General features: G+C 68.4%; 24 protein-coding genes. 12 read left to right on the top strand and 12 right to left on the bottom strand.

Going from position 1 to position 24,998, the window contains the following annotated elements; all coding sequences use genetic code 11:
* Nucleotides 1–3 precede the first annotated feature (3 nt).
* From C936_RS0106340 to C936_RS0106360, 5 genes are all read left to right on the top strand, one after another.
* Nucleotides 4–1,308, top strand: coding sequence for a glutamate-5-semialdehyde dehydrogenase (locus tag C936_RS0106340; protein ID WP_018174537.1), 1,305 nt, complete (start codon nt 4–6; stop codon nt 1,306–1,308).
* A 69-nt stretch (nt 1,309–1,377) separates the two neighbouring features.
* Nucleotides 1,378–2,028 carry a nicotinate-nucleotide adenylyltransferase gene (gene nadD / locus C936_RS0106345; protein ID WP_018174538.1) on the top strand — a complete coding sequence of 217 codons (651 nt, stop codon included), beginning with the start codon at nt 1,378–1,380 and terminating at the stop codon, nt 2,026–2,028.
* Nucleotides 2,029–2,035: 7 nt separating this feature from the next.
* Nucleotides 2,036–2,428 (top strand): ribosome silencing factor, encoded by a 393-nt coding sequence (gene rsfS / locus C936_RS0106350; protein ID WP_018138175.1) that lies wholly within the window; start codon nt 2,036–2,038, stop codon nt 2,426–2,428.
* Nucleotides 2,429–2,443: 15 nt separating this feature from the next.
* Nucleotides 2,444–2,914, top strand: coding sequence for a 23S rRNA (pseudouridine(1915)-N(3))-methyltransferase RlmH (gene rlmH / locus C936_RS0106355; protein ID WP_018174539.1), 471 nt, complete (start codon nt 2,444–2,446; stop codon nt 2,912–2,914).
* On the top strand, nt 2,914–3,507 hold the full coding sequence (locus C936_RS0106360; protein WP_018174540.1) for a nucleoside triphosphate pyrophosphatase: 594 nt from the start codon (nt 2,914–2,916) through the stop codon (nt 3,505–3,507). Before rlmH ends, C936_RS0106360 begins: the two co-directional genes overlap by 1 nt.
* Before the next feature lie 10 nt (nt 3,508–3,517).
* Here C936_RS0106360 and C936_RS0106365 read toward each other — a convergent pair whose 3' ends face one another.
* The 5 genes from C936_RS0106365 to glgA form a co-directional block, all read right to left on the bottom strand.
* Nucleotides 3,518–4,942: a sigma-54 dependent transcriptional regulator gene (locus tag C936_RS0106365; RefSeq protein WP_018174541.1), complete on the bottom strand. Its 1,425-nt coding sequence runs from the start codon at nt 4,940–4,942 to the stop codon at nt 3,518–3,520.
* The gene (locus C936_RS0106370) at nt 4,939–6,588 is read right to left on the bottom strand and encodes a PAS domain-containing sensor histidine kinase (protein WP_018174542.1); all 1,650 of its coding nucleotides are present in this window, start codon (nt 6,586–6,588) and stop codon (nt 4,939–4,941) included. Before C936_RS0106370 ends, C936_RS0106365 begins: the two co-directional genes overlap by 4 nt.
* A 21-nt stretch (nt 6,589–6,609) precedes the next feature.
* Nucleotides 6,610–6,891, bottom strand: coding sequence for a PP0621 family protein (locus C936_RS0106375; protein WP_018138170.1), 282 nt, complete (start codon nt 6,889–6,891; stop codon nt 6,610–6,612).
* Nucleotides 6,892–6,957: 66 nt separating this feature from the next.
* Nucleotides 6,958–9,798: a phosphoenolpyruvate carboxylase gene (ppc, locus tag C936_RS0106380; protein WP_018174543.1), complete on the bottom strand. Its 2,841-nt coding sequence runs from the start codon at nt 9,796–9,798 to the stop codon at nt 6,958–6,960.
* Nucleotides 9,799–9,885: 87 nt separating this feature from the next.
* A complete protein-coding gene (gene glgA, locus C936_RS0106385; RefSeq protein ID WP_018174544.1) occupies nt 9,886–11,361 on the bottom strand; it encodes a glycogen synthase GlgA in 1,476 nt (491 codons plus the stop codon).
* A gap of 153 nt (nt 11,362–11,514) precedes the next feature.
* On the opposite strand from glgA, the gene pgi reads away from it, so the two are divergent.
* Nucleotides 11,515–13,191 (top strand): glucose-6-phosphate isomerase, encoded by a 1,677-nt coding sequence (gene pgi, locus C936_RS0106390; protein WP_018174545.1) that lies wholly within the window; start codon nt 11,515–11,517, stop codon nt 13,189–13,191.
* Between the two features lie 18 nt (nt 13,192–13,209).
* Here pgi and C936_RS0106395 read toward each other — a convergent pair whose 3' ends face one another.
* Nucleotides 13,210–14,076, bottom strand: coding sequence for a bifunctional nuclease domain-containing protein (locus C936_RS0106395; RefSeq protein WP_018174546.1), 867 nt, complete (start codon nt 14,074–14,076; stop codon nt 13,210–13,212).
* A gap of 90 nt (nt 14,077–14,166) precedes the next feature.
* Here C936_RS0106395 and C936_RS0106400 point away from each other — a divergent pair, with 90 nt between their 5' ends.
* Complete coding sequence (locus tag C936_RS0106400; RefSeq protein WP_018649091.1) at nt 14,167–14,766, top strand: DUF938 domain-containing protein; 600 nt, start codon at nt 14,167–14,169, stop codon at nt 14,764–14,766.
* A 30-nt stretch (nt 14,767–14,796) separates the two neighbouring features.
* On the opposite strand, the gene C936_RS0106405 is transcribed toward C936_RS0106400, so the two are convergent.
* Together C936_RS0106405 and C936_RS0106410 are read right to left on the bottom strand one after the other, a co-directional pair.
* Entirely contained in the window at nt 14,797–15,216 is a 420-nt protein-coding gene (locus tag C936_RS0106405; protein ID WP_018174548.1) for a DNA polymerase III subunit chi, read from the bottom strand.
* A gap of 16 nt (nt 15,217–15,232) precedes the next feature.
* A complete protein-coding gene (locus tag C936_RS0106410; RefSeq protein ID WP_018174549.1) occupies nt 15,233–16,726 on the bottom strand; it encodes a leucyl aminopeptidase in 1,494 nt (497 codons plus the stop codon).
* Nucleotides 16,727–16,815: 89 nt separating this feature from the next.
* Here C936_RS0106410 and lptF point away from each other — a divergent pair, with 89 nt between their 5' ends.
* The 3 genes from lptF to C936_RS0106425 are packed head-to-tail and all read left to right on the top strand — an operon-like array spanning nt 16,816 to nt 19,654.
* Entirely contained in the window at nt 16,816–17,931 is a 1,116-nt protein-coding gene (gene lptF, locus C936_RS0106415; RefSeq protein WP_018174550.1) for an LPS export ABC transporter permease LptF, read from the top strand.
* Nucleotides 17,928–19,001 (top strand): LPS export ABC transporter permease LptG, encoded by a 1,074-nt coding sequence (gene lptG, locus C936_RS0106420; RefSeq protein WP_018138161.1) that lies wholly within the window; start codon nt 17,928–17,930, stop codon nt 18,999–19,001. Before lptF ends, lptG begins: the two co-directional genes overlap by 4 nt.
* Nucleotides 18,998–19,654, top strand: coding sequence for a GDSL-type esterase/lipase family protein (locus C936_RS0106425; protein ID WP_018649090.1), 657 nt, complete (start codon nt 18,998–19,000; stop codon nt 19,652–19,654). The genes lptG and C936_RS0106425 overlap by 4 nt, the downstream gene beginning before the upstream one ends.
* 43 nt (nt 19,655–19,697) lie before the next feature.
* Here C936_RS0106425 and C936_RS0106430 read toward each other — a convergent pair whose 3' ends face one another.
* Nucleotides 19,698–20,234 (bottom strand): RDD family protein, encoded by a 537-nt coding sequence (locus C936_RS0106430; protein WP_018138159.1) that lies wholly within the window; start codon nt 20,232–20,234, stop codon nt 19,698–19,700.
* Nucleotides 20,235–20,296: 62 nt separating this feature from the next.
* On the opposite strand from C936_RS0106430, the gene C936_RS0106435 reads away from it, so the two are divergent.
* Nucleotides 20,297–20,662 (top strand): PilZ domain-containing protein, encoded by a 366-nt coding sequence (locus tag C936_RS0106435; protein WP_018174552.1) that lies wholly within the window; start codon nt 20,297–20,299, stop codon nt 20,660–20,662.
* 51 nt (nt 20,663–20,713) lie between these two features.
* On the opposite strand, the gene glp is transcribed toward C936_RS0106435, so the two are convergent.
* From glp to mobA, 3 genes are all read right to left on the bottom strand, one after another.
* The gene (glp, locus tag C936_RS0106440) at nt 20,714–21,958 is read right to left on the bottom strand and encodes a gephyrin-like molybdotransferase Glp (RefSeq protein WP_018174553.1); all 1,245 of its coding nucleotides are present in this window, start codon (nt 21,956–21,958) and stop codon (nt 20,714–20,716) included.
* A 27-nt stretch (nt 21,959–21,985) separates the two neighbouring features.
* On the bottom strand, nt 21,986–22,522 hold the full coding sequence (gene mobB, locus C936_RS0106445) for a molybdopterin-guanine dinucleotide biosynthesis protein B (RefSeq protein WP_018174554.1): 537 nt from the start codon (nt 22,520–22,522) through the stop codon (nt 21,986–21,988).
* Between the two features lie 64 nt (nt 22,523–22,586).
* Entirely contained in the window at nt 22,587–23,153 is a 567-nt protein-coding gene (gene mobA / locus C936_RS0106450) for a molybdenum cofactor guanylyltransferase MobA (RefSeq protein WP_018174555.1), read from the bottom strand.
* Nucleotides 23,154–23,290: 137 nt separating this feature from the next.
* Between mobA and C936_RS0106455 the strand changes: the two genes are divergently transcribed.
* On the top strand, nt 23,291–24,796 hold the full coding sequence (locus tag C936_RS0106455; RefSeq protein WP_018649089.1) for a nodulation protein NfeD: 1,506 nt from the start codon (nt 23,291–23,293) through the stop codon (nt 24,794–24,796).
* The last annotated feature ends 202 nt before the right edge of the window (nt 24,797–24,998 follow it).

Consider the following 24,998-nt stretch of genomic DNA (forward strand, 5'->3'; position numbering starts at 1 on the left):
TGCATGAACGCTGCCGTACACCCGACCGAACCCGCTGCCGCCGACGTGATCGCCCAGGTCGAAGCCCTGGGGCGTGCTGCCCGCGTGGCCTCGCGGCGCATGGCCGAGGCCGAGCCGGGTGCGAAGAACGCGGCACTGCACGCGATCGCCGAGGGCATCGCCGCGCGTCGCGCGGAGCTGGTGGAGGCCAATAGCCGCGACCTGGAGGCCGGGCGCGAGCGCGGCCTGGACGCCGCGATGTTGGACCGCCTGGCGCTGACGGATGCACGCATCGACACCATGATCGAGGGCTGCCGCCAGGTGGCGGGGCTGCCCGATCCGGTGGGCACCATCACGGACATGGCCTATCAGCCGAGCGGCATCCAGGTGGGCCAGATGCGCGTGCCACTGGGCGTGATCGGCATCATCTACGAATCGCGCCCGAACGTGACCATCGACGCCGCAGCCCTGTGCCTGAAGTCCGGCAATGCCGCGATCCTGCGCGGCGGCTCCGAGGCCCTGCACTCCAACCAGGCGCTGGCTGCGATCATTCAGGCCGGGCTGGAGCAGGCCGGGCTGCCGCGCGAAGCGGTGCAGGTGGTGCCGACCACCGACCGCGCGGCGGTGGGCGCGCTGCTGCGCATGCCGCAGTACGTGGACGTAATCGTCCCGCGCGGCGGCAAGGGCCTGATCGAACGCGTCAGCAACGAGTCGCAGATCCCGGTGATCAAGCACCTGGATGGTGTCTGCCATGTCTATGTGGATGGCAGTGCCGATCTCGACAAGGCACTGGCCGTGGCGGTGAACGCCAAGACCCAGCGCTACGGCACCTGCAACACCATGGAGACGCTGCTGGTGCACGCTGACCAGGCCGAGGCTTTCCTGCCGCGCCTGGCCACAGCGCTGGGCGAGCGCCAGGTGAGCCTGCGTGGCTGTGCGCGCACCCGCGCCATCCTCGCTGACAGCGGGGCGGATATCGCCGAGGCCACCGAGGACGACTGGGTGGCCGAATACCTGGGGCCGATCCTCGCGATCCGTGTGGTCGACGACCTGGACGCAGCGATCGACCACATCAATACGTACGGTTCGCACCACACCGACAGCATCGTGACCGAGGACTACACCCGGGCCCGGCGTTTCCTGCGCGCGGTGGACTCCAGCTCGGTGATGGTGAACGCCTCCACCCGCTTCGCCGATGGCTTCGAGTACGGCCTGGGTGCGGAGATCGGTATCTCCACCGACAAGCTGCACGCGCGCGGTCCGGTGGGCCTGCACGGCCTGACTACCCTCAAGTACGTGGTATTCGGCGACGGTCATGTGCGTAGCTAGGAGCCTGCCGGATTTGGGGCTGATCTGCTGCGCGCGATTGAACCAGCGTCTCCCTGGGGCGATTCCCGCGTGATCGGGGTTCTCGGCGGCACCTTCGACCCGATCCATTTCGGCCACCTGCGCCCGGCCCTGGAGATTCAGCAGCACCTGGGGCTGGAACGGGTGCATTTCATCCCCTGTCACGTGCCGCCGCATCGTACGAGTCCGGGTACCGGCAGCGATGACCGCCTGGCAATGGTGGAGCGGGCGATCCGTGATGTGCCGGGCTTCGTGGCCGACCGCCGCGAACTGGACCGCGAAGGGCCCTCCTACACGGTCGATACCCTGCTCAGCTTCCGCGAGGAGCTGGGGCCGGATGCCCCGCTGGTGCTGATCATGGGCATGGACGCCTTCGCCGGCCTGCCGTCGTGGAACCGCTGGGAACAGCTGTTCGAGCTGGCCCATATCGTGGTTTCGCACCGCCCGGGCAGTCCCGCCTCGCAGGAGCTGGGCGGGTGGCTGGGCAACGCGGCCACCCATGATCCGGCCGCTTTGCGCTCCAGCCCGGCGGGCCGGGTGTACTTCCAGCCGGTGACCCAGCTCGATATCTCCGCCACGGCCATCCGCGACGAACTGCTTGCCGGGCGCAGCCCGCGCTTTCTGCTCCCCGGGGCCGTCAACCGCTACATTCAGGACCACGGCCTGTACCGGGCCGGGGCCCAACGACATCACGGAACCTGATCGACAAATGAACAGCGAACAACTGCTTGAACTCGTGACTACCGCGCTGGAAGACATCAAGGCGCAGAACATCCGCACCATCGATGTGCGCGGCAAGACCACACTGGCCGACTTCATGGTGATCGCCTCCGGGACCTCCGGGCGGCATGTGCAGTCGGCCGCCGAATCGGTCGCGCTCGAGGCGAAGAAGGCCGGTATCCAGCCGCTGGGGGTCGAGGGCCAGGAGAGCCAGGAGTGGGTGCTGGTGGACCTGAACGACGTGATCGTCCACGTGATGCTCCCGGAGACCCGCGACTTCTACAATCTGGAAAAGCTCTGGCTGGCCGAGGAGGCCGCGGATACCGAAAAGGCCGCCCCGGAAGACCCCAGCCTGGAGCGCGTCCGCCGCCTGCGCGGCTGACCGCCGCGCGCCGCCATGCGCCTGGACCTGATCGCGATCGGCAAGCGCATGCCCGACTGGGTGGCGGCCGGGTTCGACGAGTACGCCGGTCGCCTGCCTCGTGAGCTGAACCTGAACCTGCAGGCCCTGGCCGGCCCCTCCGGGGCCAAGTCCATGGATACGGCCACGCTGCTGCGGCGCGAGGGCGAGATCCTGCTGAAGGCCATCCCCGAGGGCGCCCGCGTGATCCTGCTGGACGAGCGCGGCAAGGGCGTGGACACCAAGGGCGTCGCGCGGCGCCTGGCCGACTGGCAGCAGGACGGACGCGATGTCGCGCTGGTGATCGGCGGGGCCGCGGGGCTGGATGAGGCCGTGCGCGCCCGTGCGGAATGGGCCTGGTCGCTGTCGCCGCTGACCTTCCCGCACATGCTGGTGCGGGTGCTGGTCGCCGAGCAGCTCTACCGCGCCTGGTCGCTGCTGAACAACCACCCCTACCACCGCGCGTGATGCCCGTGGCGCATCCGCTGCTGCTGGCTTCCGCCTCCCCGCGCCGGCGCGAACTGCTGGAGCAGGTCCAGCTCGTCTTCGAGGTGGCCCCGATGGACGTGGACGAGACCCCGCTACCGGGCGAGTCCCCGGAGGCGCTGGTCGAGCGCCTCGCCATCGCCAAGGCGGAGGCGGCCCTCGAGCGCGGCATCCCGGGGCAGTGGGTGCTGGCCGCGGATACCGTGGTCGCGCTGGGCGACGAGGCCCTGGGAAAGCCCGTGGATTTCGCCGATGCCGAGTCCATGCTGCAACGCCTCTCCGGCGGTGAGCACCGGGTGGTCTCCGGCATGGCCCTTTGCCGGCCCGGTGAATCCATGCGGGCATGCACCGTGACGACCCGCGTGCGCATGCGGCCGCTGACGCCATCCGACATCGAGCGTTACTGGGCGACGGGCGAGCCGCTCGGCAAGGCCGGGGCCTACGCGATCCAGGGGCGCGGCGCCGCCTTTGTCGAATGGATCGCCGGTTCTTATACCAACGTGGTGGGGCTTCCGCTGTTCGAGCTGGAGCAGTGGCTGGCGGAGATCCCCGACCCGCCGCCGCGCAGCGCCTGATACCTTCCTCTCACTCGATCCCGAGTTTCTTGAGCCGGTAGCGCAGCTGGCGAAAGCTGAGCCCAAGCAGGCGCGCCGCGGCCGTGCGGTTGCCGCCGGTCTGCTGCAGCGCCGTGGCGATGGCCTGGCGTTCCTGCTCGGCCAGGCGCTGGTCCAGGGCGACGTCGTCCGCTGAGGCGGTTGGTATCTCGCGCCGGGGCGGGGGCGGCACAAAGCCCGGGGCCTCGGCCGGTGGCGTGGGTTCGCCATGGGCGGAACGGGGCAGGTCGATGCTGTCGGCGTGGATCGTGGGGCCCTCGCTGAGCGTGGCGGCGCGTTCGAGGACGTTTTCCAGCTCGCGCACGTTGCCCGGGAACGGATGCCGGGCCAGGGCCTCGAGCGCGTCTGGCGCCAGTTCCAGTGGCTCGGTACCCCACTGCTCGCTGATCCGGGCCAGCACGCACTGGGCGAGCAGAGGGATGTCCTCGCGTCGTTCCCGCAGGGCGGGGACCTTCAGTTCGATCACGTTCAGGCGGTAGTAGAGATCCTGACGGAAGCGCCCCTCGGCCACCGCGCGCTCCAGGTCGTGGTGCGTGGCCGACAGCAGGCGCACGTCCACCGGGATCTCGCGCGTGCCCCCCACGGGCTTGATCGCGCGCTCCTGGATTGCACGCAGCAGCTTGACCTGCATGGGCAGTGGCAGGTCGGCGACCTCGTCGAGAAACAGCGTCCCGCCGCTGGCGGCCTGGAACAGCCCGGTGTGATCCTGCGTGGCCCCGGTGAAGGCCCCCTTGCGGTGGCCGAAGAACTCGCTCTCCATTAACTCGCCGGGGATCGCCCCGCAATTGACCGGCACGAACGGGCGATCGCTGCGCGGCCCCAGGCGATGGATCTCGCGTGCCACCAGCTCCTTGCCGGAGCCGGACTCGCCACGGATGAACACCGGCGCCTGGCTGCGCGCCAGTTTCTGGATCGTCGCGCGCAGGGTCTGCATCGGTGGTGCCTGTCCGAGCAAGGGGCTGTCGGTGCGGGTGGTATCGGCGTCCAGGACCGTGCCGGCATTCAGTGTCCCGGGCAGGTCTGGAGCGGGTTCCATTCGCAGTGCGGTGTCGATCAGCTCGCGCAGCTGCTGCAGGTCCACCGGCTTGCTGACAAAGTCGAATGCGCCCAGCTTCAGGGCCTGGACGGCGGTGTCCACGCTCCCGTGGGCGGTGATCACGGCCACAGGCAGGTCCGGGCGCTGGCCCTGGATGTGGCGCACCAGATCCAGCCCGTCGCCATCCGGCAGGCGCATGTCGGTCAGGCAGAGGTCGAAATCCTGCTGGGCGAGCAGTTCGCGCGCCCCGTTCAGGCGTTCGGTTGTGGTGGCCTCGATCCCCATGCGGGAGAGGGTGATCTCGAGGAGTTCGCAGATGTCCGGTTCGTCGTCCACGACCAGGACGTGGCGAATGCTCATGCGCGTTCCCTCGCGGTCTCCGTTGACGATGCTTCCGTGCTGCTTTTGCCCGCGACTGTTTCGGTCGGGGCGAACAGGATGCGGAAGCACCCGCCGGTGGGTGTGCTGACGTACTCCAGGGTTGCTCCGTTGTTCTCGCACAACATGCGCGAGATGTACAGGCCCAGCCCGGAGCCCCCGCCGCTGCTCGAGACGAACGGTTCGAACAGGTCGGAGCGCTGGTCCGGCGCAATGCCGGGTCCTGCGTCGAGGACATCGAGACTGACAACGCGTGCCACCTGGCCGGCGCCGCCACGCAGCACAATCGGCGGTGAGCCCGGCTGGTCGTGGCCCCCGTGTATGCGGGCATTGGTGCAAAGGTTCCAGAGGACCTGATTCAGCTGCGAGGGGTCGAACAGCACTTCGGAGTCATACGGTTCGATCCTGGCGTGCAGCGCAACGCGCGGGATCTGCAGGGCGCCACAGAACTCGTCGACGAAGCGGTCGAGAAATTCCTGCAGGTTCAGTCGCTCGCGTTGTCCGGTATCGCGTCGCGACAGGCTCAGCACGTTGGAGATCAGCTCGTTCACGCGCTTGCTCTGCTTGTTGATGATGGTCAGCAGGCGCTGGTCGGGTCGGGTCAGCTGTGGAGACTCGGCGAGCAGCTGGGCACTGTGGCTGATCGCGCCCAGCGGGTTGCGGATCTCGTGGGCGATACTCGCGGTCAGGCGGCCGAGCGCCTGCAGCTTGCTGGCCTGTGCCTGGCGCTGGATCTCCGCGAGATCCTCGAGGATCAGCAGCGTCCCGCGATCGCCCAGAGGGGTCAGGCGGACCTGCAGGGCGGGCTGGTCACGATCCCCCGGCAGCTGCTGCGTGTCCGTGCGCATCCCTGTGCTTTGCCATTGTTCGACCCGCTGCGCCAGCGCCGGCGAGATCTCGGCCAGCTGGCGGCCGGGGCGGGGCGGGAGCAGCCGGCGCGCGGCCTCGTTGATCGAACGGATCTCGCCATCCGGGTCGACCGCGATGACGCCGGCGCTCATGCGCGCGATGATCTGGGCGTTGAGCTCGGCGAGGTTGGCCAGGTCTTCTTCCTGACGCTCGACCTGGGCGCGGGTCGCCCCTGCGCGGCGCGCGACATGCCGGGCGAGTAGCCCGGCGGCGAAGAGCGTGGCGCCGAGCAGTCCGGCCTGGGTCAGGCCCGAGCCGTCCTGGTCCAGCAGGAAGATCGCCGCCGCCTCGGCCGTGAGCAGACCCAGGGTAGCGACGGCGGCCAGCGACAGGCTCAGCCGTCCGCCGGAGAGCAGGGTGGCGGCCACCACCGCGGGGATCAGCAACAGGCCGATGCCGGTGCCCACGCCACCGGCGACCAGGACCAGCGCGACCAGGCTGATGGTGTCGCCAATCCCGCCCAGTAGCGCGAGAGCGGCCAGACTGGTCGTGTTGGGGTCGCGGGCCGGGCGCCAGGTCATCGCCGCGACGAACAGCGCAAAAACCAGATAGCCGCCGGCGAGCGCCGGATACATCTCCGGTGCCGCGGCGTGCAGCCCCGCGGGACCCTCCGGTACCAGCCCCAGGATCAGCAGGACGCTGGCAACAAAGACGCGGTAGAGCGCGAACAGCCAGGCCGAGCGGCGCGTGTCGGCATCAAGCGCGATGGGCCCCCCCATGGATGCCGACCTCCCGCTGGATCAGTCGGCGCCCGAGTCGGAACCGGGCCCGGTATTCTGCCGGTTGCGGTCGATCTCGGCGTGTTGCGGGGAGCAGTAGAGGCGATCGCCATCGCGGTAGGCCTCGGCCTCCGGGACGTGTACGCCACAATAGGCGCAACGGATCACCGCGCCGCCTTCCTTCAGGCGGTCGGGGCGGGCGTCACGCGAGACGGACTCCTTGCGCGCGCTGGTGGAGCGCACCAGGGTGCGGACCGCCAGAAAGACGGCGACGATGGCAACGATGAGCAGCAGCAGGCGCATGCCGCGATTCTAACGCAAGGAGGTGCCCACCGCCCCCTCGGGTCCGGAAGCCTGGGGGGCGTACGGCTAGCCGGTGTTGCGCATCCCTGCGGCGATCGCGTTGATCGAGCGCAGCAGCGGCGAAAGCCAGGGGTTGTCCGCGTCGTCGTCGGCTTCGGCGTCGAACTGGCGCGACTCGCGCAGCAGGTGGATCTGGATGCTGTTGAGCGGGTCCAGATACGGGTTGCGCCGCTGCAGCGAGCGCGCCAACAGCGGTGTCTCGTCCATCAGTCGGTCCAGCCGGGCCACGCGCAGGACCTCGTTGACCGTGCGTGTGTGCTCCTCGCGCACGCGCGAGTACAGCCGTTCGGCCAGCTCCGGGTCGCTGCAAAGACGTGCGTACTCGGCCGCGGTGCGCATGTCCGCCTTGGTCAGGGCCATCTGGCAGTTCGACAGCAGAGAACGGAAGAATGGCCACTCCTGGTACATCCGCTGCAGCTGTTCCAGGCGTGCCGGGTCCTCGCCCCGCCACTGTTCCAGGGCCGATCCGATCCCGTACCAGGCGGGCAGGGTATGGCGCGACTGTGCCCAGCCGAACACCCAGGGGATCGCCCGGATCGAGCTCTTGGAACGATCCGTCTTGCGCCGGTGGGAGGGGCGCGAACCGATATTCAGGAAACCGATCTCCTGCACCGGGGTAATCTCGTAGAAGTAGTCGAGAATCCCCGGCGTGCGGTCGATCAGGTCGCGGTAGGCATCCTCGCCAGCACGGGCTAGCTCGCCCATCGTGTCGCGGTATTCGTCACGGTCCTGGCGTGCCGTGCGGATCAGGCTGCGCGAGGCGAGCATCAGACCGGTCGCCCCCATGCCCAGTTCGTAGACCGCCGTCTCTGCGTTGGAATACTTGTACGACAGCACCTCGCCCTGCTCGGTGAACTTGATCCGCCCCTGCACGGTGGCTGGGGGCTGGGCGAGGATGGATTCATGGGTCGGGCCGCCGCCGCGGCCCACGGTACCACCGCGCCCGTGGAACAGCTGGCAGCGCACGCCAAAGCGGTCGGTGATCCCGACGATCTTCTTCTGCGCCTCGTAGAGGTTCCAGCTGGAGGCGAGGATGCCGCCATCCTTGCAGGAGTCGGAGTAGCCGAGCATTACGTCCTGGACGTTGCCGGAGGCGGACAACAGGCGGGCATAGACCGGGTTGGACAGCAGGCCTTCCAGCACGTCCTCGACATGCAGCAAGTCCTCGATGGTCTCGAACAACGGCGAGATGCGCAGGTGGCAGAACGGCTCGCCGTTCTCGTCCTCGCCGGCCAGCCCCGTCAGGCGGCCCAGCAGCAGGACCTCCAGCACGTGCGAGGCGGCGTGGGTCATCGAGATCACGTAGGTGCCGATGCCATCCGGACCGATCTCGCGGCGCATCGACTGGATGACCTCGAATACGCGCAGGGTCTCCAGTGCGCCCTCGTCGAGGGCCTCGCGATTCAGATCGGCCAGCGATGGTGCCGCGATCAGGTCGCTCAGGACCTTCTGGCGGCCGGACTCGTCCAGCGTGTTGTAGTCGACCTCCGGTGCCAGTTGCTGCAGCAGCTGGGCGATGGCCTCGCTGTGGACCGTGGACTCCTGGCGCACGTCCAGGTGATGCAGGTGGAAGCCGCAGGTCTCGACCAGACGGATCAGGTCGGTCAGCGCGCCGGAGGCGATGTTGCGGTCGCCATGGCTGATCAGCGAGTCGCGGATCAGGTTCAGGTCCTGCAGAAAGGCATTGGCGTCGGCGTAGGCGCTGTTGGTCGGCAGCACGGCCGCCTCGCCCTGGATGCGCCGGCAGACCGTCTCCAGCGTCTCGCGCAGGCGGTAGCGCATGATGTACAGCTTGCGCCGGTACGGTTCGCTCTCGAAACGGTCGGAGGCGCCGTGGAACACGGCGTTGGCGATGTTGCTGTCGGCGTCCAGGCTGTCGAGGAATTCCTGCGACGGCTGGCACATATAGGCCGAATGGGTGAGGACATTGCGCAGGTGATTGACCCGCTTGATGTACTCGCGCAGGACCTGCTCCATCGCCAGGCGGCAGGCCAGTTCGGTGACTTCCGGGGTGACGTTCGGGTTGCCGTCACGGTCACCGCCGATCCAGGAGCCGAAGTGCAGAAAGGCCGGGATGCGCACGGGCAGGCTGCCGTCTGGGTGTACCCCGTAGATGCGCCGGATCGCCTTCTCCAGGAAGCGGTAGGACAGCGGTATTGCCTCGAACAGGCTCTCCTCGAAATAGAACAACCCGTACTTGATCTCGTCCTGGACCTGCGGCTTTTTCACCCGCACCTCGTTGGTGCGCCACAGCAGCTGGATCTGGGTCTCCAGCTCCTCGATGATCAGGCGGCGTTCTTCCTCGCCCAGCTCGGGCTGGTTGAGCCGGTCGGCTGTCTCGAACACGCGGCGCTGGTTCTCCATCGTGGTCCGGCGACGGGCCTCGGTGGGGTGCGCGGTGAATACCGGCTGGTAGTGCAGTTCCGCGAGCAGGCGTTCCAGTTCGGCGGCGGTCACACCCTCGTTGTGCAATTCGCGCAGCGTCTGGTCGAACGAGCCGGTCCACAGCGGCTCGCCGCTGGAGACCTGCGCGCGCCGCCAGCGGTAGAACAGGTCTTCCTCGGCGATGTTGACCAGGCTGAAGTAGATGCTGAACGCGCGGATCACGCGTTCGGTCAGGGTCGCGTCGAAGTGGGTGATGTCCGCCATCAGACGCTGGCGCAGCTGGGGATCTTCGTCCTTGCGCAGGCTCACGAAACCGCGGCGGAGCTTTTCCACTGCGTCGAATACGGTCTGGCCTTCCAGCTTGCGGATTACGTTACCCAGCAGTTCGCCGAACAGGCGCACGCGGGCGCGCAGTTCCTTGTCCTTGGGCAGGAATCGGTCGTCTAGGTCGGTTTGAGTCATAAGCCCTTCTGCACGCACAAGGCCGGCCCATGGGCCGGCCTTGTGGGGAACGTTGCTAGCGCGAAAAGAGGATGATTATAGCGCAGATCAGCCGGTCGTAGCCTGTCGCCTGCGGGGAACCAGTTGGCGATAAAGCGAGAGGTAGTGCTCGGCACTCGCGGTCCAGTCGAATTCCTGGGTCATGCCGGTGCGCAGGAGTTGTTCCCAGCGCCCGTCGGCGCGCTGCTGGTAGAGCTCGAGGGCGCGTTCCAGGGCCTGCGTCAGGGCGCTGACCGTGTCGGGCGTGAAGCTGAAGCCAGTGGCCGTGCCGTCGGCCAGGTTTTCGGGGCTTGCGTGCACCACGGTGTCCGCCAGCCCGCCCGTGGCATGCACCACCGGAGGGGTGCCGTAGCGCAGGCTGTACATCTGGTTCAGACCGCAAGGCTCGAAGCGCGAGGGCATCAGGAACAGGTCGGACCCGGCCTCGATCTGGTGCGCCAGCGGCTCGTCGTAGCCGATATGCACCCCGACGCGGCCGGTGTAGGTCCGGGCCAGGGCGCCGGTCGCATGTTCCAGGTCCTTCTGTCCGGAGCCGACCAGGGCGAGCTGCACACGTCCGGCCTCCAGCAACGGGGTGCAGGCCGCATGGATCAGGTCCACGCCCTTTTGCTCGACCATGCGCCCGACATGGCCAAGCAGCGGTACGTCGGGGTCCTCGTCCAGCCCCATGCGTTTTTGCAGCGCGGCCTTGCTATGGGCCTTGCCGGCCAGGTCCTCCGCCGAGTAAGGCTGAGCGATGTGGCGATCGCGGGACGGATCCCAGGCGCGGTAGTCGACCCCGTTCAGGATGCCGTAGAGGTCGGCGGCGCGGGCGCGCAGCACGCCGTCCAGGCCCATGCCTGATTCCGGCTCCTGGATCTCGCGGGCGTAGGTGGGCGAGACGGTGGTGATGGCGTCGGAGAAGACCAGTCCGGCCTTCATGAACGACAACTGGTCGTGGAACTCCAGGGCGTCCGGGGTCCACAGATCGGACGGCAGCCCAAGATCGTCCATCGCCTGCGCCGGGAACAGGCCCTGATAGGCGAGGTTGTGGATCGTGAAGATCGTGCGCGGGCGCGGGGCGCCACTGCGCTCGGGGTCCAGGAACACGGGCACCAGGCCGGTCTGCCAGTCGTTCAGGTGCACCAGTTCCGGTGCCCAGTCGAGCCCGGCCTCGTCGCGGGCGATGGCGGTGATCGCCCGGGCGAATCCGGCGAAACGCTGGGCGTTGTCCGGCCAGTCCGTGCCATTGCTGGCGCTGTAGGGGTTGCCGGCCCGCTGGAAATACTCCGGCCAGTCGACCAGGTAGACCGGCAGTTTGGTACCGGGCAGATGGCCTTCAATCAGCTGCCAGGGCGCATCCGGGGGGCCGGGCAAGGGTTGCGCGTGGGCCAGTTGGCTGCAGGCCTCCGGATAGCCGGGTACGACCAGCCGTACGTCCTGCCGCCGCCGGCGCAGGGCAACGGGCAGACTGGCGCTGACGTCGGCGAGGCCCCCGGTCTTGGTGAGGCCGTACGCCTCGCTGCTGGCGAAAAGGATGCGCATAACAATTTCCTGGGGAAACACGGGTGGAACCGGGAGCCCCGGTTGCGTTTCCAAGAGTGTAACGCAGGCGCCCGCAGCGATATGGGGCGCCGGGGCATTGAACGGCTGGGCGGCGCGCGGCAATCTGGAGTCACCATCGCAAGGGGCACACGGATGATCTCAGGGAACGAAGCGGCACGGAGTGATGATCTGGCTGCACATGCAGAGCGGCTGAACGAGTGCCCCCTGCGAAACCTGCTGGAAGAGGACTCGGGCCGGGTGCAGCGGGATGTGCAGGAGATCGCGGGGCTGCGCCTGGACTGGACGCGCCAGCGGCTGGACGGTCCGGCGTGGCAGGCCCTGGCGGCGCACGCGAACCGCTGCGGCGTGGCCGGAGCCCTGGAACGCCTGTTCGCGGGCGAGCGCGTGAACATCACCGAGGGGCGGGCGGCTCTGCATTCAGCGCTGCGCCTGCCGCCCGGGGCGTGCTGCGAGGTCGAAGGCGAGGACCTGGCGCGTGTGGTGCATGCGGAACTCGAGCGCATGGAGGCCTTCGTGCGGCGGGTCCACACGGGTGAGCATATGGGCCATACCGGGCGCCCGATCCGGCGCGTGGTCAATATCGGTATTGGCGGCTCCGACCTGGGCCCGCGCATGGTCTGTCGTGCACTGGCCGCACACGCGCGGCCGACCGCCGAGGGCGATCCGCTAACCGTGCGCTTTGTCTCCAACGTGGATGGCGCCGCACTATCCGCCGAGCTGCGCGAGGCCGACCCCGAGACGACCCTGTTCATCGTCGCCTCCAAGACCTTCGGCACGCAGGAGACCCTGACCAACGCCCGCGCCGCGCGCGACTGGCTGCTCGGCCGTTTTCCCGAGGAGGCGGTCGCGCGCCACTTCGTCGCGGTGTCCACTGCGCGCGAGCGGGTGGTGACGTTCGGGATCGACCCGGCCAACATGTTCGGCTTCTGGGACTGGGTGGGCGGGCGCTATTCGGTGTGGTCGGTGATCGGTCTGCCGGTGGCGCTGCTGCTGGGCATGGATGGCTTCCGCGCCTTCCTCGGCGGGGCGCACATGATGGACGAGCACGTGCGCGCCACGCCCCTCGCCGACAACGCCGCCGTACGCATGGCCCTGGTCGACTACTGGAACCAGAACCTGCTGGGGGCCTGCGCCCGCGCGGTCCTGCCCTATGACGAGCGCCTGGCCCTGCTGCCCGCCTATCTGCAGCAGGCAGAGATGGAGAGTCTCGGCAAGCGGGTGCGTCTGGATGGCCGCCCGGTGGAGGAGGATACCGGCAGCATCGTCTGGGGGGCGGTCGGCACCGATGGCCAGCACGCGTTCTTTCAGCTGCTCCATCAGGGTACGCGGGTGATCCCGGCGGAATTTATCGGCGTGGCCCGGCCGGAACACGACCTGCCGGCCCAGCACCCGCTGCTGCTGGCGAACCTGGTAGCGCAGGCGCAGGCCCTGGCGCTCGGCAAGGACGAGGACACGGTGCGCGCGGAGATGGCCGCGGCCGGGACCGCCCCCAAGCAGATCGATGCCCTGGCCCCGCACCGGACTTTCCCGGGCAACCGGCCCAGCACCGTGATCCTGCTCGAGCAACTCGATCCGGCCACGCTCGGGGCGCTGATCGCGCTGTACGAGCACAAGATCTATGTGCTCGCGACGCTCTGGGGCATCAATGCCTTCGACCAGTGGGGCGTGGAGCTTGGCAAGCAGCTGGCGGGCGAGGCCCTCCAGGCCCTGCGCGGCGAGGGCGGGCAGCCGGACGCGGCCACGGCCGCGACGCTGGACTGGCTGCGCCCGCGGCTGCCGACTGACCGCGCTCCGGACGGCGATCCTTAAGGAAACACTTGTGTTTCCTTAAACGGCCAGCGCGTCGTCCGACTCTTCGATCTGCGGGACGTCGGTGGGCAGAGTGATGGTTTGTTCCTCGCCGTCCAGCCAGAAGCGGATCTCCGCCTCTTCGCCATCCGGGGTCTCGGAGACCGCATCCAGGAATTCGATCGGGGTCTCGGGAGTTTGCCCGTTTACCTCCAGGATCAGCGCGCCCTGCGCCAGGCCGGCGGCTGCGGCAGCGCCCTGGGCGCGGCTGACCAGCACGCCGGGTTCATCCGGCAGTTCCAGTGCCTCGCGCAGGTCGTCGCGCACCGCGATCACGGTGATGCCGAGTGCGGTCACCACCTCGTCGTCGCCGGGCGGGCTGTATTCGAACGGCACGTCGGCCTCGAGGACGTCGGGCGAGACCGCAATCGTGGCACCGGTGCGCACGGCCAGGGCCAGGCCGTCACTGGGGCGGGTGTCGATGTAGCGCGGTTCTTCCTCGCCCTCCACGCGCAGTTCCAGCCAGCCGAGGTAGGTGCCGTCGACCAGGCCGTCGACGATCACGCGCTCCAGGGTCGCATTCAGTTCGTCCAGCAGGTTGATCATCAGGTCGTGCGTCTGCGGACGCGACAGCTGGACCTCGTGCATCGCCAGCAGGATGGCCTGCGCCTGGTCGGGGCCGATCACGATCGGTACCACCTCGCCGGAGTCGGGGTCGCGCAGCAGGGCGATCGGGGCGCCGGTCTGAGCGTCCATGCCGACGGTGGCCAGCTCCACCGGCAGCACGCGTTCCAGCGCTTCCGGATCGACTTCGCGGGCGAGGGTGTCACTGGCGGCGAGCGTGAGGGTGAACACCAGGGAGACGATCAGGACTCGGGGCCAGGCAAACCAGCGGGGATGCGACATGGGGCGGGCCTGTGTTCGGGATGTCCCTCGATCATGGCAGTCCGCCCCGGGCGCGTCCAGAATGACCCGAAATCCGATGCAGGAGAGATGATGCCCCGACACAAGCCGTACGCCCCGGCCGCGGAGGAGAACCGCGACCCCATCCTGTCCGTATTGCGCGACCGCTTTGCCGCCCCGGGACGCGTACTGGAGGTTGGGGCGGGAACGGGGCAGCACGCGGCGTATTTCGCCGGCGCCCTGCCACACCTCGACTGGCTCCCAAGCGATGTCGCGGAGAATCTTCCGGGGGTGGAGGCCTGGCGGGCGGACGCGGCGCTGCCGAACCTGCGGGCGCCGGTGGCGCTGGACGTGCTGGCCGACCCCTGGCCCGAGGGGCCGTTCGACTACGTCTACAGCGCGAATACCGTGCACATCATGCACTGGCCGGCGGTCGAGGCCTTTTTTGCCGGCGTGGGGCGGGTGCTGGCACCGGCCGGGGTGTTCGCGCTCTACGGCCCGTTCGCCCACGACGGCGCACATATGGCGGCCTCCAACGCGCGTTTCGATGCGATGCTGCGTCAGCAGGATGCCGGCATGGGCGTGCGTGACCGGGCCGACCTGGACGCGCTGGCCGCGCAGCACGGTCTCGGCCGGGCCGAGGTGGTGGAGATGCCGGTCAACAACCAGGTGCTGATCTGGCACAAGGCTTGAAGAGTCCGTGTTTCCCTGGCGCGGTGCGCGTCAGATGTTGTGGTGCTTCAGCGGGTAGCCGCGTTCCTTGAAGTAGCGGTAGCGGGCGCGGCCCGCCTCGCGCTCCGACTCCTCGCCGCCGACGATATCCGCGACGCGCTCGAAGCGCCCGCAGTACTCCGGCACCTCCGGCGCCAGGTTGATCAGCACGTCGCAGCGATCCGACGGGGCATGGGCTTCGTGCAGGGAGACCGGGACGTCCGCATCGCGCACATCGGTGCTGTGCGGCAGGAACGCGGTGTCCTCGAAGGTCCACAGCCACTCGTCCAGCGTGCGCGTCAGCTCCGGCGAGCCGGTGTGGATGTGCACGCGATGGCCCTGGCCGCTGGCCTTTTTCGCCAGGCGGCAGGTGAAGCGCAGGCACGCCTCCGGGGCCGGGTCCTGCAGCAGGTAGAAGCTGACGTGGGTCATCCGCGCCCGACCCGGATCAGGCCTGGTCGAGCAGGTAGCGCATCAGCATCGGGACTGGGCGGCCGGTCGCGCCCTTCTCCTTGCCGCTCTTCCAGGCCACGCCGGCGATATCGACATGCGCCCAGGTGTAGTCCTCGGTATAGCGCGACAGGAAGCAGGCGGCGGTGATGGTGCCGGCCGGGCGCCCGCCGATGTTGGCCATGTCGGCGAAATTGCTCTTCAGCTGTTCCTGGTACTCCGGCCACAGCGGGAGCTGCCAGCCGCGATCACCGGTCTCCTCGCCGGCGGCCAGCAGGCTCTTCGCCAGGCGCTCGTTGTTGCCCAGGATCGCCGCGCCCTGATGGCCCAGGGCGATGATGCAGGCCCCGGTCAGCGTGGCGATGTCGATCACCGCCTTCGGCTTGTAGCGCTCCACCCAGGTCAGGGCATCGGCCAGCACCAGGCGGCCCTCGGCGTCGGTATTCAGGATCTCGACGGTCTGTCCGGACAGGGTGGTGACGATGTCGCCCGGGCGCGTCGCGCGGCCGTCGGGCATGTTCTCGGCACTGGTGACCACGCCGACCACGTTGACCGGCAGCCCCAGCTCGCAGCAGGCCTCGATCACCCCGAACACGCTGGCGGCGCCGCACATGTCGTACTTCATCTCGTCCATCTCGGCACCGGGCTTCAGCGAGATGCCGCCGGTGTCGAAGGTGATGCCCTTGCCGACCAGCACCACCGGGGCGTCGCCCTTCTTGCCGCCGGAGTACTCCATCGCGATCAGGCGCGGTGGGCGCTCGGAGCCCTTGCCCACCGCCAGGATCGCCCCGGCGCCGAGCTTCTCCAGATCCTTCTCGTCCAGCACCGTGGCCTTCAGCTGCTTGTGCTGCTTGGCCAGCTCGCGCGCGGTCTCGGCCAGGCTCTCCGGGTAGCAGACATTCGGCGGGGTGTTGCCCAGGTCCTTCGCGCGGTTCACGCCGGTGGCGATCGCCGCGGCCTCGGTGCAGGCCTGCTTCGCGGCCTCGGCGTCCTTGCGCTCCACGCACAGCTGGATCTTGTCCAGCTTCACCGGGGTGGTCTTCTCCTTGCCCTTGAACGGGGTGAAGCGGTAGGCGGCATCCGAGATCGCCGCGACCAGGGTGTGCACCACCCAGGCGATGTCCTTGCCGCGCGGCTGGAAGTCCGCGACCGCGATCGCGGCGCTGGTGGCCGGGCGCTCGACCAGCGCGGCGGCCAGGGCCTGCGCCGCCTTGCGCGCGGCGCGGGCGTCGAAGTCCTTCTTCGCCCCCAGGCCGATCAGGAGTGCGCTACCCTTCCCTTGATTGCCTGGGCTGCCACCGCCGGGCAGCAACAACCGGCTGCCGGCCTCGCCATCCATCTCGCCGGCCTTCAGCAGGGCCGCGATCTCGCCGTCGCGAGCGGCATCCAGGGCGCTGGCGCCCGCGGCCGGCTTGCGCTTGTGGGCGATCCCGGCGGCGCGGATGCCGACGCGGGGTTTGTCGAGGGTCGAGGTGGTGACGGAGAATTGCATCAAATGCCTCCCGAAAATGAGTCCGAGCATGTTACCAGCGCCGAGCGGCGCCCGACCACGCGTCGCGTCCGGCGCGGGGTGACGGGCGCATGATCCTGCGTCGCGCCGAGCGCTTCATCGCCCGCGAGCTGTGGCTGACCCAGGCCGCAGTGAGCGTGGTGTTGCTGCTGGTCATTATCGGCGGCGTACTGGCGCGGGTGCTGCGCGACGTCGCCGAGGGCAGCCTGCCGGTCGATTTCCTCCCCGGCATGGTCGCGTTCGGGGCGTTCAAGGGCATTGTGTTCCTCTGGCCGGTCGCCCTGTTTCTGGCGTTCATGCTGGTGTTCGGGCGCATGCAGCGCGACAGCGAGATGACCGCGCTGCAGGCCAGCGGGATGTCGTTCGCGGCCCTCTACCGCGCGCTGTTCTGGGTGGCGGCCCCGGCCGCGATCCTGCTGCTGGTGCTGATGACCATGGTCGTACCCCGTACCGAGGCGCAGATCGACCAGTTGCGTGACCTGGCCGAGCAGCGCTCCGACCTGGTGGGGATTGCCCCGGGGCGTTTCCTGCGTTCGCGGGTGGGCGATCAGGTCTTCTTCGCCGAGCGCATGAGTGAGGATCGCGAGGCCTTGCTGGAAGTCTTCATCTATCGCGAGGTGGATGGAGAGTCGCAGATCACCGTGGCCGAGCGCGCGGTGCCCGATCCCGAGGCCGAGGGCAGCGGCTTCCTGCTGCTGGAGAACGGCTATCGCTACGTCGGCGAGCCCGGCACTGCGAGCTTCCGCATGCTGGAGTTTGAGCGCCTGCGCACCCAGATTACCGAGCCCGACCCAACCACGCGCCGCGCTAGCCTGGATGCGCTGCCGACCTCCGCGCTGTGGGCGCAGCGCGACGATCCCGAGGCGCGCGCCGAGCTGGAATGGCGTCTGGCAATGCCGCTGTCGATCCTGGTGCTGGCATTGCTTGCGCTGCCGCTGGCGCAGGTGCCGCCCCGCACCGGGCGCTATGCGCGCATCCCGGCCGCGATCGGTGTGTACGTGCTGTACGCAAACTTCCTCATCCTCGGGCAGGGACAGCTGGCCGACGGCCGCACACCACTGGCCCTGGGGCTGTGGTGGACCCATGGCCTGATGCTGGTGTTGTGGGTGGTGCTGGCCTGGCATAAGGGCCTGTTGCGGCTGCGATCGGCCACTCCTCGCTTGCGTGATGCCGGAGGGGCGCCATGACCACGGTGTTGGGGCGCTATGTGATCCGCCAGGTGCTGATCGGCACGGCGTTGGCCGTAGTATTGCTGGTCGCGCTGGACGCGGTGTTCGCGATGATCGACGAGCTGCGCGATACCGGCACCGGCACCTACGGGGTCACCGAGGCGATGCTCTACGTGGCGCTGACCCTGCCGCGGCGGATGTACGAGATGCTGCCCTCGGCGGCCCTGCTGGGCGGGCTCCTGTGGTTGGGCAACCTCGCCGCGAACAGCGAGCTGACGGCGATGCGGGCCGCCGGCATGACCCTGGGCCGGTTCATCGTCTGGGTGCTGCAGGCGGGGCTGGTCGTGGTAATGGTGATGCTGATTATCGGCGAGTTCTTTGCTCCGGCCTCGGAGACGCGTGCCCAGGCGTTGAAGGCCTCGGCCTTCGACGAGGAGATCAGCGTGGGGTCGATGGGGCTTTGGGCACGCGACGGTCAGCGAATGATCCACGCCGAGTCGGTGCTGGCCGGGAATCAGCTGATCGGGGTGCGCATCATCGAGTTCACCGGGGATCGCGAGCCCAGCCGCATCACCCGCGCGGCGCGGGCCCAGTTTGTCGATGGAGATTGGCGGCTGGAGGACGTGGAGCGTTCGCAGCTGTCGCATGACCGCGTGGTCGCCGAACACCGTGAGCAGGAGACAATCGACCGGCTGATCGCCCCCGAGTATTTCGACGTGCTGGTGGTCGAGCCCAGCCAGATGGCCGCGCTCGATCTCTCTCGCTACATCGACTATCTGCAGCAGAATCAGTTGGATGCGGCTCCCTACGAGGTCGCGTTCTGGCAGCGCTTCACCCTGCCGGCCAGTACCTTCGTGATGCTGCTGCTGGCGATCCCGTTCCTGTTCGGCTCGCAGCGCGAGGGCGGCGCCGGCCAGCGCCTGTTTATCGGGATCGCGATCGGGGTCTCGTTCGTGATCGTGATGCGCGCGATCACCCACCTGGGGCTGGTGTACAACCTGCCGCCGCTGCTGGCGGCCAGCCTGCCGGTGTTGCTGTTCCTGGCCATCGCGCTGTTCGCGCTGCGACGCATGGCGGTGCGGGCATGATCGCTCCCTTGCGGCGGATATTTCTCGCGGGCGGTTTGGCGGGGCTGCTGGCCCTGCTCGCCGGGTGTGGTGGTAGCGGACCCGGTGACCTGGAGCCGCTGCCGCGCGCGGCCACGGTGCTGGCGTTCGGGGACAGCGTGACCCACGGGACGGGCGCCTCGCGCGGGGAAGATTTCCCGGCGCGTCTGGCCGAGATCACTGGCTGGCAGGTGGTGAACGACGGCGTGCCCGGCGACCGGGCGGACAGCGCGCGTGGCCGGCTGGGCCCCAGCCTGCGCGAGCACGAGCCCGATCTGGTGATCATCGGTCTCGGCGGCAATGACTTCCTGCGCCAGCGCGCCGCGCCGGCGGTCAAGGAGGACCTGCGGGCCCTGATCCACGAGGTGCGCGAGCATGGCGCCCAGCCCCTGCTGCTTGGCGTGCCCTCGGCCTCGGCCTTCGCGGCCGCCACGGGGCGCCTGCGTGACGACGGCATCTATGGCGAGTTGGCGCGCGAGGAGGGGGTCCCGCTAATCGACGGGGTGCTGTCAGGGGTGCTCTCGAACGGCGACCTGCGCGCGGATCGCATCCACCCCAACGCGGCCGGCTATCAGCAAATGGCGGAGCAAATCGCCGACGGGCTGGAGGAATCAGGCCTGTGGCTTGCCCCCTGATGTAAAGGACCCTGCGGGCTCCGGGGCCGCAGGCGGCGTCGGTTCAGGCCGCCTTGTCTTTTTTCCAGCGTGGTTTGGCGAGGCCCGGGATGCGTACCAGCTCGGTCCCGGACAGCCAGTCGTGCAGCATCCAGCGCCGTGGATGGAACTGCGACAGCCCCAGCGCGAAGATCGCTGCGGCGGTAACCGCCACGGTCGCCACGGCGCCGTGTTCGCGCACCGCCCAGATCGCCATCAGCACCACCAGCCACTGGGCGGCCGCCACCAGATAGCGCAGCGTGGCCTGCCAGGCGTTGACCGGCTGGCCATGCTCGGTGCGCAGCTGGATGTTCCAGGTCTGCAGGCCCAGGGTCTGCCCGGTGCGCGTCCAGAACCAGAAAAAGAATGCCCAGCCCACGAACAGGTTGGCGATGAAATGCGCGCGGGTGGAGTACCAGCCGGTCAGGTTGCCCAGTGCCACCACGATCATGCCCAGCACCATCCAGATCGCGATCAACAGCAGGGCGTCGTAGATGATCGCGCCGAAGCGGCGCAGCAGGCCGGCGGGCAGGCCTTCGATATTCTTGGGGTCTTGGCTCATGGGCAGGGTCGGGATCGGTATGCAGGTTGGTGGAACGGGCAAGGAGCGCGTAGTCTTCCTGTATGGAGCGACGGTTTCAACGTATCCCCCTGGAGTTTCCGGCCACCCTGGTCCATGCGAACGGGGAATGTCCCGTGCGCGTCGAGGACATATCGCTGCGCGGTGTCCTGGTCGAGGGGGCGCAGATCCCAGTTTTTGAGCCAGATGCCGTGGTCACGCTGGACATCCCTTTGTCCGACGAGGCGCGGATCGCGTTCGAGGGTCGCGTACGCTGGCAGGAGGGCCTGTGGCTGGGACTCGAGATCGAGGCGATGCCGCTGGAATCGGCGACGCACCTGCGCCGCCTGGTCGAGCTCAATCTGGGTGACGAGGCCCTGCTGGAGCGGGAATTTGCCGCCATGGCCGAGTCCGCCCCGACTCGCGAATAAGTCAGCCTTCAAAGCAAAGGCCCCAGCCTGCAATCCCGAAGGCTGCGGCGATCAGAAGACTTCCCGGAACGGGAGCACCTCCACCCATTCGCCCACGCGCGCCCCGTCGGACTCGCGCGGCAGCACGATGTAGGCATTGGCCTCGCTCATCGCGCGCAGCTGGTGCGAGCTCTGGCCGCCGGCCGAACGTACGACCCATCCACGCTCATCGGTGGCGAGCACCGCCCGCTGGAAGTCCTTGCGCCCGGGGGTCTTGCGCAGGTCCTCCACCAGGCGTGCGCTGATGGTGTGCGGCGGCGTGGTGTCGCGTCCGGCCAGGGCCTGCAGGGCAGGGCGTACCAGCAGCGCGAAGGTCGTCATGACCGCGACCGGGTTGCCGGGCAGGCCCAGGAAGTGGGCGTTGCCGAAACGCCCGAAGGCCAGAGGGCGGCCGGGCTTGATCGCGATCTTCCAGAAGCCGACCTGGCCCAAGGCCTGCAGGACACGAGTCACGTGGTCGGCATCGCCGACCGAGACGCCGCCGGTGGTGATGACCAGGTCCGCTTCCTGCCCGGCGCGCTCCAGCGCCTCGCGAACGGCCGCCTCTGTATCGCGGATCACGCCGTAGTCCAGCGCCTCGACCGGGTAGGAGGCCAGCAGCGCGCGCAGCGTGTGGCGGTTGGAGTCATGGATCTGGCCCGGTCCCAGCGGCTGTCCCAGCGGCACCAGTTCGTCGCCGGTGGAGAAGAATGCGACCCGCGGCTTGCGCAGTACTTGCAGTTCGCCGATCCCCTGGCTGGCCAGCACGCCGATCTCGGCCGCCCCGATGACATGCCCCCTGGCGAATAGCGCGGTCCCGCTGGCAGTGTCGCTGCCCGGGCCGCGAATGTTGTGCCCGGGCGCCAGGCCGCCGTTGTGCAGGCGAATCCCGGTTTCGCCGACGCGCTCGACCTGTTCCTGCATGATCACGACGTCGGCCCCGTCCGGGACCACGGCGCCGGTCAGGATGCGCACGCACTGGCCCGGTGTCACCGTGCCGTCCCAGGGGTGCCCGGCGGCCGAAGTCCCGGCCAGCATCAGCTCGCGGCCCTCGACGGCGTCGTCGGCGCGCAGGGCATAGCCATCCATCGCCGAGACGGCGGCCGGCGGGACGTCGATACGGGCGGCGACCGGCTCGGCCAGGGTGCGGCCCAGCGCCGATTCCAGTGCCAACGTCTCGGATTCGGTCAGTGCATCGCAGGCCTGCAGGATGGCCGCGCGCGCCTGTTCCAGGGTCAGTGCGTTGGGGTCGAATTCGTCGCAGCTGGGCACGGACATGGCGCTCGGCGTCTCCGGGGCAGGTGTTCAGGGGTTCAGGTTGAAGTGGTCAATGATAAAACGCGCGATCGTATCGGGGTCGTTGATCGGCAGCAGGGGGCCGTCGAAGTCCAGCTCGGCGGCATCGGTCGCGACCGCGATCACGCCGGGGATCTCCGGGTAGAGCGGGGGCTTGCCGACGGCCGGCCGGTGGACCTCGATTTTCGGCAGGTCGGCCTGCTTGAAGCCCTCGACCAGGATCAGGTCTGCGCGCTCCGGGTCCAGACGCGAGCAGAGCATGTCCAGGTCCGGCACGCGGCCATCGTCGGTCTCCGGGGTCTCCACCATCAGCGCATAGCGCCGGGAGGAGGCGACCAGCATCTGGTCCGCGCCGGCATGGCGCAGCTCGTAGCTGTCCTTGCCGGGGGTATCCACGTCGAAGGCATGGTGGGCATGCTTGATCACGGCCGGGCGCTGGCCACGGGCGCGCAGGGCGGGGATCACCGCCTTGAGCAGGGTCGTTTTGCCGCTGCCGCTCCAGGCGGCAAAACCAATGCGCGGGAGTTTGGTCGGGTTTGGGTTCATGGCCACCTGCTTGCGTTATGCACGCCCGAGTATAGCGATAACCGGTGGCAGCGGGAGGGGGCGCTCAGCCGACCAGATCCTCGGGCGTGTTCAGGTTGACGAAGGCGCCGGGCTGGTCGGAGAAGTCGACCACCGTGGCGCCGATGTCGCGGAACCAGCGGCCGACCGCGAGTGGGCCATGTGCGAGATCCGTTTCCAGGCGCGCGGCCAGGTCGGGTCTGAGCAGGGCGAACAGCGGTTGCAGGCGTTCGCCGTCGTGGGCGATCGCGGCCGGGGCGGCGCAGGAGCCCAGCGCCTGGCCCAGTCTTGCGGCCAGATTCGGAGGCAGGTGCGGGGCATCCACCGGGACACAGAGCAGGGTGTGGCCGGGGGCGTGCGCCCATGTCGCGGCGATCCCGGCCAGCGGCCCCGGGTAATCGGGGCGCGTATCCGGCAGACAGGGAAACCCCAGCGCCTGATAGCGGTCGATATCGGTGTTGGCGCTGATCACGATGGAGTCCACTTGCGGCCGCAGACGTTCGATCACCTGTTCCACCAGTGGGCGGCCCTGGTACTCCACCCAGCCCTTGTTGCGCCCGCCCATGCGTCGACCCTGTCCGCCGGCCAGGACCAGGCCGAGTGGCGGATGCATTGCCTTGTTCGTGGGGGATGCGGACATCGGGATTGGGGAATCAGCGGCGCAATAGCCTATGGTTTAGGGTGGGGGCACGTACCGGGTGAAGCGTTGCCGAGTGTACGACGAAACAGGACCGACGGGAGAGGAAGCCCATGAAGCGAGGCGGCATGCGCCTCTGGCGAACCGTAATCTGGCTGGCGTTCCTGCTGCTGGGTGCCGGCTGGCTGACGGTGACCACGCTGGCGGACACCGGGCAGCGGCAGGCACTGGTGCTGACCGTGGAAGATGCCATTGGTCCGGCCACCGGCGATTACATCCGCCGCGGTATCGAGCGCGCGGAGGCCGAGGACGCCGAGATCATGGTCCTGATGCTGGATACCCCGGGCGGGCTGGATTCCAGCATGCGCAGCATTATCCGCAACATCCTGCAATCGGATGTCCCGGTGGTCACCTATGTCCACCCTTCGGGTGCCCGCGCGGCCAGTGCCGGGACCTACATCCTCTACGGTTCGCATGTCGCCGCGATGACCCCGGCCACCAACCTCGGTTCTGCCACGCCGGTGCAGATGGGCGGAGGCGGCCTGCCGGGCATGGATCCGCCGGAAGAGGAGGAAGAAGAGGCCACCGACGAGACCAATGGCAATGGCGACAACGGTAACGGCAACGGCAACGGCGACAACGGCGAGGTCGAACCGGCCACCGAGGAGGAACTGCTGGAAGACGATCCCCCCTCACCCCGCCGGGGCGGCGACGCGATGGAGCGCAAGGTGCTGGAAGATGCGGTGTCCTACATCCGCGGCCTGGCCGAGCGCTACGACCGCAACGCCGAGTGGGCCGAGGAGACAGTGCGCGAGGGCTCCAACCTGACCGCGACTGCCGCGCTGGAACAGAACGTGATCGATTTCGTCGCGGACAACCTCGACGACCTGCTGGCGCAGATCGACGGCCATACCGTGCGTATGCACGACGGCGAGCGGATGCTGTCGACCGAGGGGCTGGAGATTGTGCGCATGGATCCGGACTGGCGCACCCAGTTGCTGTCGCTGATCACCAACCCGAATATCGCCTACATCCTGATGCTGATCGGGATATACGGCATCATCTTCGAGCTGGCCAATCCGGGCGCGATCTATCCCGGGGTGATCGGCTCGATCGCGCTGATACTGGCGTTCTTCGCGCTGCAGGTGATGCCGGTGAACTACGCGGGCCTGGCGCTGATGCTGCTGGGCATGATTTTCATGATTGCAGAGGCCTTCGTACCCAGTTTCGGGGCGCTGGGCATAGGAGGAATCGTGGCCTTTACTGTTGGCTCCATCATCCTGTGGGACGACCCGCAGCTGAATGTGGCGATCCCGCTGGTGATTGGCACTGCCATCGCTATCGGCATCCTGTCGGTCTGGGTGCTGGGCCGGCTGTTCAGCCTGCGTGGCAAGAAGCCCGCCACCGGCTACGAAGAGATGATCGGCATGATCGGCGAGGCGCGCGAGGACTTCGACCAAAGCGGTCGAGTCTGGGTCCACAGCGAACAGTGGAACGCGGAGACTTCGGCACCGGTCCGCGAAGGACAGAAGGTGCGGGTGACCGCAATCGAAGGACTCAGGCTTCGGGTCGAACCCGTGACTGAAGAAGACACCCCGGGCACTGCCTCGGCCGGCTAGGGAAACACTGATTAATGTACACACTCGCGTTGGTACCCCAGGTTTTCCGAGACAAGGCGCGGTGCGCAGCCGGTAGTGGTTCTACCGGCAAGTGCCGCAACGCAGGATCGGGGAACCTGGGGTGCCAACCCTACGACTTAATTAACGAAAGGGCTCGGCCGCTTTTGCGCGCGCACGGCGTTGCGGCTCCCTTGTGCAGAAT

It is taken from the genome of Thioalkalivibrio sp. ALJ4, assembly GCF_000377225.1.
In the GTDB taxonomy this organism is placed as follows: Bacteria; Pseudomonadota; Gammaproteobacteria; order Ectothiorhodospirales; family Ectothiorhodospiraceae; genus Thioalkalivibrio.